This is a genomic window from Bradyrhizobium sp. SZCCHNS2022 (genome assembly GCF_032377575.1).
In the GTDB taxonomy this organism is placed as follows: domain Bacteria; phylum Pseudomonadota; class Alphaproteobacteria; order Rhizobiales; family Xanthobacteraceae; genus Bradyrhizobium; species Bradyrhizobium aeschynomenes.
In genome coordinates this window covers 7,023,880-7,036,765 of the sequence record NZ_JAUHHZ010000001.1, presented here as the reverse complement: position 1 = coordinate 7,036,765, position 12,886 = coordinate 7,023,880, and the positions used below count along the sequence as shown (strand labels likewise).

10 protein-coding genes and 1 pseudogene are annotated in these 12,886 nt (G+C 64.8%); 5 read left to right on the top strand and 6 right to left on the bottom strand.

The window, feature by feature from the left end:
- Positions 1–13: 13 nt before the first annotated feature.
- Positions 14–214, top strand: coding sequence for a cold-shock protein (locus tag QXZ94_RS31445; protein WP_006609369.1), 201 nt, complete (start codon positions 14–16; stop codon positions 212–214).
- A 269-nt stretch (positions 215–483) separates the two neighbouring features.
- Positions 484–1,692 (top strand): CoA transferase, encoded by a 1,209-nt coding sequence (locus QXZ94_RS31440; protein ID WP_315724978.1) that lies wholly within the window; start codon positions 484–486, stop codon positions 1,690–1,692.
- A 2-nt stretch (positions 1,693–1,694) separates the two neighbouring features.
- Here the strand turns inward: QXZ94_RS31440 and QXZ94_RS31435 are convergent, their stop codons facing one another.
- Entirely contained in the window at positions 1,695–3,239 is a 1,545-nt protein-coding gene (locus tag QXZ94_RS31435; RefSeq protein ID WP_315726646.1) for a hypothetical protein, read from the bottom strand.
- Between the two features lie 184 nt (positions 3,240–3,423).
- Positions 3,424–3,606: pseudogene (locus QXZ94_RS34475) on the bottom strand (hypothetical protein); the annotation flags it as partial.
- Positions 3,607–6,440: 2,834 nt separating this feature from the next.
- Here QXZ94_RS34475 and QXZ94_RS31425 point away from each other — a divergent pair.
- On the top strand, positions 6,441–6,752 hold the full coding sequence (locus tag QXZ94_RS31425) for a hypothetical protein (RefSeq protein ID WP_315724974.1): 312 nt from the start codon (positions 6,441–6,443) through the stop codon (positions 6,750–6,752).
- A gap of 77 nt (positions 6,753–6,829) precedes the next feature.
- Here QXZ94_RS31425 and QXZ94_RS31420 read toward each other — a convergent pair whose 3' ends face one another.
- Together QXZ94_RS31420 and QXZ94_RS31415 are read right to left on the bottom strand one after the other, a co-directional pair.
- Positions 6,830–7,861 (bottom strand): hypothetical protein, encoded by a 1,032-nt coding sequence (locus QXZ94_RS31420; RefSeq protein WP_315724972.1) that lies wholly within the window; start codon positions 7,859–7,861, stop codon positions 6,830–6,832.
- 98 nt (positions 7,862–7,959) lie between these two features.
- Positions 7,960–9,039: an endonuclease/exonuclease/phosphatase family protein gene (locus tag QXZ94_RS31415; protein ID WP_315724970.1), complete on the bottom strand. Its 1,080-nt coding sequence runs from the start codon at positions 9,037–9,039 to the stop codon at positions 7,960–7,962.
- A 456-nt stretch (positions 9,040–9,495) separates the two neighbouring features.
- Here QXZ94_RS31415 and QXZ94_RS31410 point away from each other — a divergent pair, with 456 nt between their 5' ends.
- Positions 9,496–10,314 (top strand): hypothetical protein, encoded by an 819-nt coding sequence (locus QXZ94_RS31410; RefSeq protein WP_315724968.1) that lies wholly within the window; start codon positions 9,496–9,498, stop codon positions 10,312–10,314.
- Positions 10,315–10,432: 118 nt separating this feature from the next.
- Here the strand turns inward: QXZ94_RS31410 and QXZ94_RS31405 are convergent, their stop codons facing one another.
- Positions 10,433–11,077 carry a glutathione S-transferase family protein gene (locus tag QXZ94_RS31405; RefSeq protein WP_315724966.1) on the bottom strand — a complete coding sequence of 215 codons (645 nt, stop codon included), beginning with the start codon at positions 11,075–11,077 and terminating at the stop codon, positions 10,433–10,435.
- Between the two features lie 87 nt (positions 11,078–11,164).
- Here QXZ94_RS31405 and QXZ94_RS31400 point away from each other — a divergent pair, with 87 nt between their 5' ends.
- Positions 11,165–12,148 carry a YafY family protein gene (locus QXZ94_RS31400; RefSeq protein ID WP_315724964.1) on the top strand — a complete coding sequence of 328 codons (984 nt, stop codon included), beginning with the start codon at positions 11,165–11,167 and terminating at the stop codon, positions 12,146–12,148.
- Positions 12,149–12,388: 240 nt separating this feature from the next.
- Here QXZ94_RS31400 and QXZ94_RS31395 read toward each other — a convergent pair whose 3' ends face one another.
- A complete protein-coding gene (locus QXZ94_RS31395) occupies positions 12,389–12,886 on the bottom strand; it encodes a TPM domain-containing protein (protein ID WP_315724962.1) in 498 nt (165 codons plus the stop codon).

Below are 12,886 nucleotides of genomic sequence, written 5' to 3'. Positions count from 1 at the left end.
GCGGAGGCAACGTATGGCTAAAGGTACGGTCAAGTGGTTCAACCCGACCAAGGGCTACGGCTTCATTCAGCCGGCGGCCGGGGGCAAAGACATTTTCGTCCATATCTCTGCAGTACAGAAGGCGGGACTGACGACCCTCAACGAGGGCCAGACGATCGAGTACGAGGAGATCGCCAACCGCGGCAGAAGCTCGGCCGAGAATCTGAAAGTGTAGCAGACGACGAGCCGCGCCATTCCGCCCGACGGATTTTCCCGCTCTACGGTCTTTAGGCGCGCATCGCTTCTTTCATCATGCCACCGTAGCACGAGGCACCCCGAGACCAGACAGGAGCGGTGCCCGCTCCTGACCATACTTGCGTTTCTTTGTAGTACGAGCTGCCTCCCCGCCATTGCCTCGACCGCCCGACCTGGGCCAAATAGTTGTCGAACCGCGCGAATGATCAATTCCAGCACGCGGAAAGCAACAAACGGGAGCGACGCCTCATGGACGACAAGGGCATTTTCCATGGCCTGAAGGTGCTGGACTGCGCCAGCTTCATCGCCGCCCCCGCCGCCGCGACCGTTCTTTCCGATTTCGGCGCCGACGTCATCAAGATCGAGCCCCCCGGCGCCGGCGACCCCTACCGCAACCTCCCGAACCTGCCGGGCTATCCGCGCAGCGAGCACAACTACGCCTGGTACCTCGAAGCCCGCAACAAGCGCAGCATCGCGCTCGACCTGTCGAAGCCCGAAGCGCAATCGGTGCTGCAGCGGCTGGTCGCGGAGGCAGATGTCTTCATTACCAACTCCCCGCCGTCGGTTAGAAAGAAGCTCGGCCTGACCTACGAGAAGCTCGCGCCGCTCAATTCGCGGCTGATCTATGCGTCGTTCACCGGCTATGGCGAGAGGGGCGAGGAGGCCGACAAACCGGGCTTCGACAGCAATGCCTATTGGGCACGATCCGGGCTGATGGACCTTGTCCGCGCCGACGAGAGCACGACACCGGCCCGATCTGTCGCCGGAATGGGCGACCATCCCTGCGCGATGGCGTTCTATGGTGCCATCGTGACCGCGCTGTATCAGCGGGAGAAGACCGGCAAGGGCTGCCACGTCGCCTCCAACCTGATGGCGAACGGGGTCTGGGCCGCGTCTGTCCTGACCCAGGCCAAACTATGCGGCGCGACCTTCGTCGAGCGGCGGCCGCGCGAGCGGGCGCTGAACGCGGTGGCCAACCACTACAAGTGCAGGGATGGCCGCTGGATCATGCTGTCGCTGCTCAACGAGGAGAAGCAGTGGCCGATCCTGGCCCGCTGTCTCGGCCGCGACGACCTGATCGACGACCTGCGCTTCGTCACCAAGGCGGACCGCCACGCGCGCTCGGTCGAGCTGATCCAGGAGTTCGACGCGGTGTTCGCGACCAAGCCGCTGGCGGAATGGCGCAAGATCCTCGACGGCAGCGGGCTCGTGTTCGGCGTGGTCGGCATTCTCGACGACATCCCCGACGACAAGCAGATGATCGAGAACGAGGTGCTGGTGCCGTTCGAGAACGACACCATGCTGACCGTCAACAGCCCGATCTTCATCGACGGCCAGCGCAAGGTCGTCCCGCGCAAGCCGCCGGGCGTCGGCGAGCACAGCGACGACATCCTGCGGCAGGCCGGCTTCGATGACGAAGCCATCCGCGACCTCAGGGCGCGCGGCGCGGTAGGCTAACGCTAACGCGTCGCGATGAAGCACATGCCCAACCGCGTCGCAGGACCTGTCTGACAGGACAGGTTCGCGGCGCAGGTCCATGTCGAAAAGCTCTTGTCGTTGTCGGCGGCGTCGGCGCGGCTCGCATAGCAGTGCCCGCCCCAGCCGTCATTGTAGACCGTGCCGGCGAGCTCATCGCTGCCGCGCAGCTGCGGGCGGCTGGCGAAGCCGCGCGAGAAATCCGGTGCGCGGCCGTCGGCGATGGCGGTGAGGATGTCGCGGCGGCGAACCTGGTCGCCGAAGAAATGCGGCGAACCCGGCACCACGACGGTGTTGGAGGGCTGCTCCGCCATCCAGTCCACGCCGGGGAAATGGAAGCCGCCGATGCCGCGGCTCTGGTGGCACCCCCCGCAGCTCGAATCGTTCAGGCGGCGCTCGAAGCCGGCGACCGACTGGATGTTCTGCAGCTGGATGCCCTGCGCCGCCGCCTTCGCCAGCGCGCCGACCACGTCGGTCTCGGTGAACACCGCTCCCTGCCCGGCCGCCTCGCTCTGCACCAGTCCATAGGCGGGCAGCATGTCGGAATTGACGAAACCCGTCGGGGTCGGCGCCACCGCGACCTTGGCCAGGAACTTGTCGGGGATGACTGCCATGCCGCGGTCGAGCTCGCCGAGATGGACGGGATCGAGCAGCCACGCCTTGAACTCGCGCGCGAGGCCGGCATCCGCCAGCAGCCGGTCGCGATCGATCTGGTCCTCCAGCACCGCCTCCTCGAAGGTCGCGCTGGTGGCCTGATAGTCGAACACCTTCATCATGTAGTCGGTGCGGAAGTCGCGGATGGCCGATTTCGGCGCATGCGCGACCTGGAGGTTGGTCTCGATGCGGTGGATGTTCTCCGGCCGGATCAGCGCCAGCGGGCCAGCCGGCTCCGAAAGCTTCGCCGCAAGCTCCGGTCCCGTCAGTTGCAGATCGGACGTCGCCAGCCAGCGCCTGGCAATCTCCGCACAGCTCGGCGTGTTGCTCTTCGCCTCCGCGTCACTGCGCGCCTTGAGCACGACGTTGAGCGTCATCGGCAGCCGGGGCGAGGCAATCTCGCCGCCCTTGGCCTCCGGCGGCGTGGTCCGCGTCAGGCGGTACAGCAGCCGCACCTCGCCGCAATGCTCGGGATCGACGAAGGCGCGGTCCATCCGGTTGACGACGCCGGCCAGAACGAAGCGCGAATCCGGGGAGTCGAGCATGCCGCGATCGAACAGCTGGAAGGCGTAGGAGGTGCCGACGCCGATGCTCTCGTTCGGCAGGCTCGCTTTGTGCTTCTCGACATAGCGGTCGAACTCGGCCTCGAGCGCCTTGCGTACCGGCACCATGGACGGCAGCCCGAACAGCGCGGCGCCGGTCAGCGGCGCCTCATTCGCGGCCGCGGGCGCCAGCATGCGGCCGAGACCGAACGCGCCCTTGTCGAGCGCGCGCAGCGCGAACGGCTCCAGGATCGCGGTGCCGCGCTCGAGCGGCGCGCGCTCGTCCGCGTGTGCGAGCGAGCTGCAACACAGCATGGCCAGGCCCACTACCAACAATCGCACGACGCGCCTCCTGTTTCGCAACCGACCGCGCAGACCACGCCATCGGCTGAGCCGCGCGTCGGCTTGCTACCGGCCGAACATAGCCGAAAGGCGGCAGCACCGGCCAATTGTGCGACGAGGCGCCTCACGTCGCGGTGAGGCGCCTCGTCGGATGGGTTCACGCAGATATGGTTGGTCAGCGCGCGACGACGAGCCCCTTGGTCGTGACCACCACCCAGCGCCCGTCCTGCTTGCGGATGGCGTCGACCTTGCCGAGGCCGGGGACGGGATCGCCGGCATAGACCTCGTAGAGGCCGCCGCGACCTTCAATGAGGGCGCCGCCGCGGCCGACGTCGCGCAGCACCCAGCCTTCGACGACCTTGGGCTTGGCGGCCTCCGCGCGGCTCGCCTCTGCCCTCACCGTCTCGGTCCGGGCAGATTCGGCGCGGGCAGCTTCGGCTCGGCCCGAATCCGTCCTGGCCGGCTCGGCCCGGCTCGCCTCCTGCCGCATCGGCACGCCTGACGGCGGGGCCGCCGCGTTGATCGCGCCGACCGCCTGGGGCACCGACGCCGTGTTGTCACGCGCCGTCGCCTGCGAGGTGGCGGACGCCTGCGCCGCGCGCAGCCGGTCCACCGCCTCGCTGAGCCGCTGCAACTCGCTCGGCTTGCCCGACGACTTGGTCGCGAGCTCACCCAGCACTTTTTCGAGCCGGTCGAGCCGCTCGGCCGATTTGTTGAGTTCGACCAGGCTGGTCTGATTGGTCTGGTCGAGGCTGGCCTTGAGGGCCGCGATCTCGTTGTCGATGCGCGACACCGCCGCACTCATGGTCGGATCCGCAGCACCGCCGGCCGACGTCTCGGCCATGCCGCCGCCGGTGCGATCGATCAGGGTGGCCGTCACGACGGCGCCGGCGACGCCGCCGACCACCATCGCCAGCAGCACGATTGCGGCGACGGCCGGAAGCCCGAAACGCCCGGTCATCGCAGCGGGAGGCGACCCGGCCTTGCCCGGTTGCGGCGGCAGCGCCGCCGCGGCGGCCGCGATCGTCGCAGCGGGCGGAGCCTTGGACGGTCCCATGGACGGTCCCTTGGACGCCGCCTCGGACTTGGACATCGCGTCGAATTTGAACGGCTCGGCCTTCAGCTTGCCCTTGGCCCAGGCGGCGGCCTTGTCCACGGCAGCTCCGGCCAGACCCGCTTTGCTGACCGGCTCGGCAGCCGTTTCGGCCGCCCCCGCCGGGGGCTTGGCGGCCACATCGGGCTTGATCGGCGTCTCGGTCTTCACCGCCGGCTCCGGCTTCGCGGCGAGCTCGGGCTTAACCGCCGCCTCCGATTTGGCCATGCCATCAGCCTTGGCCATGCCGTCAGCTTTGGCAGCCGGCTCAGCCTTGGCAGCGCCCTCGGGCTTGGCAGCGGCAACCGCCGGCTTGCCCGGCGCTTCCGACCTGGCTGACACGTCCGTCTTGCCCGCCGCGTCCTGCTTCGGCGCAGAGGCGCCCATCGGGCCGATCTTCGGCGCGTTGGCCGCCAGCGCGGACAGCTTGGGCGTCTCCACCTTGAGCAGATCGCCCGCCGCGGCCACGGTCTTGACCGGCTCCGACTTGACCGGCTCGGTCCTGATCAGGTCCAGGATCGTCGACGGCGATTTGGCTGCGCCAGGGTTCGAGATGCTCTGGCCGGAGTTGACCTTGATCGGGTCGGACTTGATCGCATCCGCTTTGGCCGTCTCCGGCTTGACCTTGTCCGATTTGGTCTTGTCGGACTTGACCAGATCGAGCCGCTTCGGCTCGGGCTTGGTCGCCTCGGGCTTGGCCACCTCGAGCTTGGCGGGCTCGGCCGGTGCCGGCTCGACCTTGACGGCCTCCGCCTTGATCTCCTCGACCTTGGCAGACTCGACGTTGGTCTCCGCCTTCGGCTCGGAGGTGGACTCGGCCTTGACGGCGTCGGCGGCAACCGGCTCGGGCTTGGCCTGCGGCGTCACCGCTGAAACGTCGGTGGTCAAAGCCTTCACGTCGGCAGCCTGACGGTCCGCCGTGGGCGCCTCGTGATCGGGCGAGATCATCGCCTGCGCGGCCGGAGCGATCGCCGGCACGGCGGCATCGGCAACGTCGGGGGACGCAGCGGTCCTCAGCGCCGGCTCAGCGCTGGCCACGCCAGGACTTGCAATGCCGAGGCTGGCTGTGCCGAGGCTTGCAGTGCCAAGACTGGTCTGTTCGGCCTTTTGCTCGCTCACGATCAAGTCTCCAGATGACGTTCAGCCCTTGGTAACCTTAGTTAGCGTTTGATTGATTGCCAAAATCTTACTTTTGAAGGGCTTACCTGAGTTTTAGGGATTCATCCGGGGCGGATTTGCGCCGACAAAGTGGAGCAGGTGTGGCAAGCGGTGCCCGAATAATCATCGTTAACTGGCCGCCCTATCAGGACACGGCAGGCTGCGCTCCCGCGGCACGTCTTCGCGCCCGAGCTATCAGCAGCGTTCTCCCTCCTCAGATCGGAGGGCGCAGGGAAGGCCGAGCCTCGGCTGAGGCCCGTGGCCCCCGTGCGGAAAAAATGCACGGGGCAGGAACCACAGGTTCAGCCGGAACGACCCGGCCTTCCCTGCGCGATGGGCTTACGGCTGCTTCGTAGTCTCCCCGGTGCGCCGGGCTTTCTGGTCACCGTCATCCGCACGAGGCGAAGCCTGCATGCGAACTTGGCATCGGCATCGGGATGCCAGGACCCTACGACTTGACCGTCCGTACCGCGCTTGCTCGCCGGCCCGCTTGCGCAGAGCCCCAAGCCCGATACGGCCACCGCTCCCCGCTGCTACGCCTCGTGACGATCGGCCGAAACGTCCCTCTTCATCGCAGGCGGGATGGCCGGGATCATCGTCGTGATTTGCCCGACGCTACAAGCCGGCAAGCGTGCGACAAACTGGCTCGACGGGCAGTTTGCGCATGGTGGGATTGCGGGAAATGCCCGTCGGGTGAGTGGGAGTGAGGGCGGCTGTAGGCAGTTTCCAATTTGTGCAGTCCAGCACTGTCACCGCACATTTTGTGCAGCGTCATCGTAATCCGGAGGAGGGATCGACCATCCTGATCCCGCAGGACACTCGGGCAAGACGATTAAAGTGCACCGTCCGTAATCCGGCGCCGCGAGCAGCGGTCGCTGAGAAGGGGGTTGTCTTTCCACACACGTTGCGGTTGATTTTCCGCATTGAGAGGGAATGACGCGATGGGAATACTGGCCGGCAAGAAAAACTGGGAGAGCACGTTTCGGCTCCGGAGCCATCCCGGCATCGGCCGAGGGTTTTTGACAGTGCTCTTTTGGCTATGGGGCAGCATCGGACTACTGCTCAACGGCGGCAGCCTGATGGGCCTTACTGGATCGGTCGGCGTCGGCACGTCCGCCTATCTCACCGCCACCAGCTTGATATGGATCGGCGGAATGATCCTGTTCGGACTGGGTGCCCTCCTCTCTCACAACGATTTCGATGGCGAGCGGCCGGCGGACCCGGATGTCGGCGACCTGAACATCACGAGATAATTTACGAGAGCTGAGCAGCTATTAAATGCACTGCAGTCACAGCAAATCCGCGTAGTGCGGCTTCCGGGCTCAGACTGCTAGACCAACAGGTCAGACATTCCGAGCGTCTCCATTCGACTCAACAGCCGAGCATCGCTTCCTGCCTTCTGAGCCACGAGCAGTTCCACCACCTCTTCGATATCATCGGTGAAACGAACCTTCTTCTCGAATTCGTCACCTTGACCGTTCTTGGCGAACAGAGCCTCCAGGAGGCTTTCGACCGGCAAAGTCTCGCGCCAGAACGTTCGATCGAAAAAGATCATCGGACTAAAGGGACCGTCGCCCCGATAGTAATTCTGGGCTGCGTCCTGAAATACCTCTTGGAGCGTGCCGGCCTTGCCAGGGGCGAAAATGATTCCATTCACCGCCAGCGCCAACAGAACATCCTCGCGGATGCTGTTGAGGAAATATTTCGCGACATGGGTTGCGAGCGGCGTGAGAGGCTCATGACCGTAATGCCAAGTTGGGACCGCTAGACTTACGCCGCCGTTCCGATACCTTTCGAGGAGTTCGACAGCGGGCACGGCCCATCTATGGACGAGTTGAGCGACGGCCTCGTCGACGTTTCCCGCCGCATCGACGATATTGATCGAGTTTGGCAAGCTCGCTTGCGTTGCGAGGTGGACGATCGCCTCGCGCATGGTCTGATCATCTTCCTGCGCCAGCAACGCCCCCAGATGAACGGCTTCCATGGCGCCGGGCCCCCCGCCGCTGGCCATCAAGAACCCTTCCCTCGTGAGCCGTCGAGCCATTTCGGCAACGGCGACATAGGTCTTCGAACCTCGCAGCTCCTTGTGACCTCCCATGATTGCCGCTGTCGGCTGCTTGCGATCGGAAATGAACTTCCACATGGCGCGAAGGATGGAGTTGTCGTGAAGTGCCTCCATCATTCCGGCATCCCTGGTTTTGGGTGCCGCGCGACCGTTCTGCACGAAATAGACATAGGTCAGGAAATCGGGAATCCGGAGATGACTCCCGGGATCTGCGACATCGAAGCCGCGCATGAGTTCTTGTGACTCATAGAGGTGCGATCGAATCGGCTGAAAGGGCAGGTCCTCATCAACGTTCATGGCCGCTCCCCCTTATCTGAGATTCATCTGTGAAGGCTGCGCTTCACTCGAAATTCGGCTTCGATCCCGGCTCGACTTCATCCTTCGCGAGGCCGCCGTCACACGTCCAGATCAACCCAGATCGCGGCGTGGTCGGAAGCCGCCAGCTTCCAATCATCGATCCCCTTGAAAGGACGCTCCTTGCCGCCCGTGAGCTCTTCGAGCTTCCACATACCGCGGCGCTCCAATCCCGCATCCACGACGTGTTTCCGCAGGGCTTCCGAAACGAACAGATAGTCGATCGTGTTATACTGGCGATCCGCGCCATAGTAGTACGTCCAGCGATCGTCCAGTGGGCGGTCGACCAGATCGAAGCAATTGTGCAGGTTTGGCGTTCTGATCAGTGGAGCCAGCGGCTTGCTGTCGGGCTCATCGTTGAGATCACCGGCCACGACGACCAGATCTTTCTTGAGATTGTATCGGGTTTGCAGAATGCGCGACACCTCGGCTGCCTGGCGTCTGCGCTTGGCGTCCGATTCCTCCTTGTTGCGATCTTTCGCCTTGAAGTGATTCACGAGGACATGGAGTCTTCTGTCCTTCTTGAGTCGAAGCTCGACCTCAAGACAGTCGCGCGAGAAGATGGTCCCGATCTTGTCGCGAGCGAATATGTTCGTGCGAGCCGAGAGGATCGGCACAGACTTGACGGCGCCGAGAGCGATATCGATACCACGGGGGTCGTTTCCATCGATGACGATGCGGTCGCTAAACCGCGAGTCGATGATATCCGTGTTGAATCTTTTCAGAGTATCGGCACTCTCGACCTCGACAAGGCATTGAACATCAGCAGCGACTTCCTTGATCACCTTGCCGGTAAATTTGATCTGCTCCTCCGAAAAGCGTTCCCGTTGAAGATCAACGAAGCCGTCCCAATCGGTCCGGCCCTTCGCCAGAAGTTTACTATCGGCGCTGAACAGGAAGCGCCCTGCCGTCGACGATCGAATATTGATGGAGATGTACTTCTTTACGTCGGCATGCAACTTCTCGATCCGGCTCTTCTCGCCAGCATAGCTCTTCAGCTCCAGGAGCCCAGTCAGCTCCGCGATCTGGGCAAGAATTCCCGCGGCGTAGTCATTGTCCTTCATGTTCAGGACAGCCGGACGCGAAAACAGATTCTCCACATTATAGGAGGCAACCCGCATGAAATTCTCCAAATGCAAATCTGGATGAGCGATACGAACAAGGAAAGCCGCAATAATCCTTAGATTGCATAATCTGACATCACAATCAACGAGACCAGGAGCGGGCAAAACGCCGCGGACGTGACGTCGCGTCCCTGGAGTCGGCGTCCTGGCGGGTCCGACTCAGAAGCTCGCTCCACGAGTTGCGCCGCCGAAACTTAGCGCTCAATTTGGTGGAAGAGGCAGAGGTGCGCATCGCGCGATGAAGCCATCTTGCCGGCGTCCTTTGAATTCTCAACGTCTTGGCGCCGGTTATCGATCGCAAAATGTGCCGTTTCTCCTCATCGATTTCAATGAACGCTCTGGTTGCTCTCGTAGACTAATACTCTGTCTTCGGACTATTTTTCATCACCAGAATTTCCAGGGGAGCGCTCCATGCGAAAGCTCGTTTGTTCGATCGGATTTTTGTGCATTGCAATGTTGATGCTTGCCTCGTCAGGCGCGCACGCGCAGGCGACGCGGACCTGGGTGTCGGGGGTCGGCGACGACGTCAACCCGTGCAGCCGGACGGCGCCCTGCAAGACCTTCGCCGGCGCGATCTCGAAGACCGCGGCCGGCGGCGAGATCGATGTGCTCGATCCCGGCGGCTTCGGCGCGGTGACGATCACCAAATCGATCACCATCGACGGCGGGGGGACCATGGCCTCGATCCTGGCGTCGGCGACCAACGGCATCAACGTGAATGCCGGCGCCAACGACGTCATCATCCTGCGTAATCTGAGCATCAACGGCGCCGGCACGACCCTCGGCCTCAACGGCGTCAATTTCCTCGCCGGCCGCAAGCTCGTCATCGAGAACTGTACGATCGAGAACTTCTCTCAGAGTGCAATCTCGGTCGCGCCGTCAGGTGCGGCGCAGGTGGTGATCGCCGACTCCTCGCTGAAGGCGTCCGCCTTCGGCGTCACGGTCTCGACCGCGAATTCGAGCAGCGCGATCAGCGTGCTCGTCTCGAACACGAGGGCCATCGTAAATGGCAATGCCGGGATATCCGCGACGGTCCCGGCGGGAAAGCCGGGGATGGGCGTCTTTCTCGACCGGCTGGTCTCCGAGTTCAACAACACCGGGGTTCTGGCAAGCGGCAGCGGCGCCATCGTGACGTTGGGAAATTCCGTCATCCAGGGCAATTCCAACGGCGTCGTCCAGACCGGCGGCGGCTCCGTCTCGTCCTTCAAGAACAACGCGATCAGCAACAACGGCGTCGACGGCACGCCGCTCGCGGGGATCAGCCTGAACTAGCGACGCCGCTGCGGGAAGCCCGAGGTTCGGCGATCCCAGCCTGCCAGACGATGTGCAATCGCTTCGGCGAGGTCCCGCTGCCGGCGGGACCTCGCTCGATTCCAGCGATGGCCGGCGCTCAGACGCCGGCAGCGGCCGCGTGCTGGGCGGCCATCTCGACATCCGCGGCCGTGACGCGCTGGAACGCCGGACGCTGGGTGATGCGCTCGGCGTAGCGCACGAACACGTCCTTGCGCGGCACCACGCCGAACATCATGGTCCAGTTGAAGGCGACGCCCCACAGCACGTCGGCGGCGGTCATGCGCTCACCGAGGAGATACGGCCCCTTGGCGAGCTGCTGCTCCAGCGCCCCCAGCATGGTGTCGTAGTCGGCATAGGGCGACTGCGTGACCGGCGCCGGCTCGCGCTTCATGAAATGGTCGATCACGGCCGGCTCGAACGAGGCGCCGTAATAGGCGATCCAGCGCAAATAGGGCCCGCGCAGGACGTCGTCGAGTGCCGGCGTCAGCCCCGCCTGCGGAAACAGATCGGCGAGATAGATGAAGATCGCGACCTGCTCGGTCACGATCTGGCCGCGATGCCCGATCGTCGGCACCTTGCCGAGCGGATTGACGGCCAGGAACTCCGGCTTGCGCTGCTCGCCGGCCTTCATGTTGAGGACATGCAGATCGTAGGGCGCGCCGAGCTCTTCGAGCAGGACGCGTGTGCCGGCGGCGCGGGTCTGCGGTGAATAATACAGCGTGATCTTGTCGTCGGCGGTCATGATGGTCTCCTCCCATTGCCGGCTGCGGTGGCGGGCTTGTCGCACACCATACCTGACAAGGCGTGTCAGGTATGTTTAAACAACGGCATGCGCGCCAGCCGTCTGCTCTCCATCCTCACGACCCTGCAGGCCAAGGGACAGGTCACCGCGCCCGAGCTCGCGGATGCCTGCGAGGTCTCGGTACGCACGATCTATCGCGACATCGACGCGCTCTCCGCCGCCGGAATCCCCGTCTATGCCGAGCGCGGCGCCGAGGGCGGGTTCCGCCTGCTCGACGGCTATCGCGTGCGGCTGAACGGACTGTCGCCGGCGGAGACCGACGCGCTGTTCATGGCCGGCCTGCCCGGCCCGGCCGCCGCGCTCGGGCTCGATGGCGCGATGAGCGCGGCGCAGAGCAAGCTCGTCGCGGCGCTGCCGCCGAGCCATCGCGCCAATGCCGGCCGGATGCAGGCGCGGTTTCATCTCGATGCGCCCGGCTGGTTCGGCGAGGCCGAGGAGCCGGTGCATCTGCGCGCCATCGCCGATGCGCTGCTCGCCGACCGCCAGATCGACATCCGCTATCAGACCTGGCGTGCCGAGAAGCGCCGTCGCGTCGCGCCGCTCGGCCTCGTGCTCAAGGGCGGCAGCTGGTATCTCGCAGGAGGGGTCGAACGCAGCGTGCGCACCTACCGGGTCGCGCGCATTCTCGATTGCACGGTGACCACCGAGAGCTTCGCGCGGCCGGCCGATTTTGATCTCGCCGCTTATTGGCGCGCCGCGACGGAGCGGCTCGAGGCGGAGATGCATCCGAACGCAGCGACGGTCCGCCTGTCGCCGCGCGGCGTGAAGCTGCTGGAGGTGTGGAGCCAGCCTTACGTGCGCGCCCGCACGCGGCTCGCCGACGACGCCGATGCCGATGGCTGGCGCATCGCGACGATCCCGACCGGGACGACGCTGTGGCACGCGGCCGGCGAGCTGCTGCGCTTCGGCCCGGAGGCCGAGGTGATCGATCCGCCGGAGCTGCGGACGAAGATGGCGGAGCTGGCGCGGGACATGGTGAAGCGCTACGGCGCAGAGGCGGCAACGGTGTGAGTTGCGGCAAAGATTCTCTCCGCCGTCATTCCGGGGCGGCGCGCAGCGACGAGCCCGGAATCCATAGCCACGAACCGTCCTGGGGCGCGAGATCGTGGTGGCGCTTCTTCGCCTCACCACCGCTCGGGGTTATGGATTCCGGGCTCGCGCGTTCCGCGCGCCCCGGAATGACGGAGAGAGCGTGGCCAATGATTGCGTGGCGTACGATGCTGCTGATGTCAGCGAAGGTATGAGATCGAGCTACATCACCACCGGCGCGTCCGGCAGCTCGTTGGTCTCGCCGGCGTGCGGCGGAAAATGTTTCGCGAGCTCGCGTGACACCGCGGCGATGCCTTGCATCACGCCCTGCTCGAATCGCCCGGCGCGGAACTCGGCCTCCATCGCCCGGCAGATCGTCTCCCAGCCGGCGGCGCCGACGCGCTCATGGATGCCGCGATCGGCGATGATCTCGACGTCGCGGTCGGCGAGCAGCAGATAGATCAGAACGCCGTTGTTGTGGGCAGTGTCCCAGATCCGCAAGCTGGAGAACAGGTCGAGCGCACGCTCGCGCGGCGGCTGGTTGCGCCACAGCGGCCGGCCGTCGAGTGCGCCTTCGACGACGAAGCGGAGCTGGCCGGCATGGACGCGCTCGCTGTCCTTGATCGCCTGCTCGATCCTCGCCAGGACATCCGGCGTGAAGACGCGCCTGAGCTGCCAATGATGATGCAGCAGATGCCGGCCGATCCGTGTGATGCTCAT

Bases quoted from the DNA above. Each gene is read 5' to 3' on its own strand.
- QXZ94_RS31405 (WP_315724966.1), bottom strand. From the start codon at position 11,077: ATGACCGCCGACGACAAGATCACGCTGTATTATTCACCGCAGACCCGC.
- QXZ94_RS31395 (WP_315724962.1), bottom strand. From the start codon at position 12,886: ATGAGCATCACACGGATCGGCCGGCATCTGCTGCATCATCATTGGCAG.
- QXZ94_RS31425 (WP_315724974.1), top strand. From the start codon at position 6,441: ATGGGAATACTGGCCGGCAAGAAAAACTGGGAGAGCACGTTTCGGCTC.
- QXZ94_RS31445 (WP_006609369.1), top strand. From the start codon at position 14: ATGGCTAAAGGTACGGTCAAGTGGTTCAACCCGACCAAGGGCTACGGC.
- QXZ94_RS31420 (WP_315724972.1), bottom strand. From the start codon at position 7,861: ATGAACGTTGATGAGGACCTGCCCTTTCAGCCGATTCGATCGCACCTC.
- QXZ94_RS31400 (WP_315724964.1), top strand. From the start codon at position 11,165: ATGCGCGCCAGCCGTCTGCTCTCCATCCTCACGACCCTGCAGGCCAAG.
- QXZ94_RS31440 (WP_315724978.1), top strand. From the start codon at position 484: ATGGACGACAAGGGCATTTTCCATGGCCTGAAGGTGCTGGACTGCGCC.
- QXZ94_RS31410 (WP_315724968.1), top strand. From the start codon at position 9,496: ATGTTGATGCTTGCCTCGTCAGGCGCGCACGCGCAGGCGACGCGGACC.
- QXZ94_RS31415 (WP_315724970.1), bottom strand. From the start codon at position 9,039: ATGCGGGTTGCCTCCTATAATGTGGAGAATCTGTTTTCGCGTCCGGCT.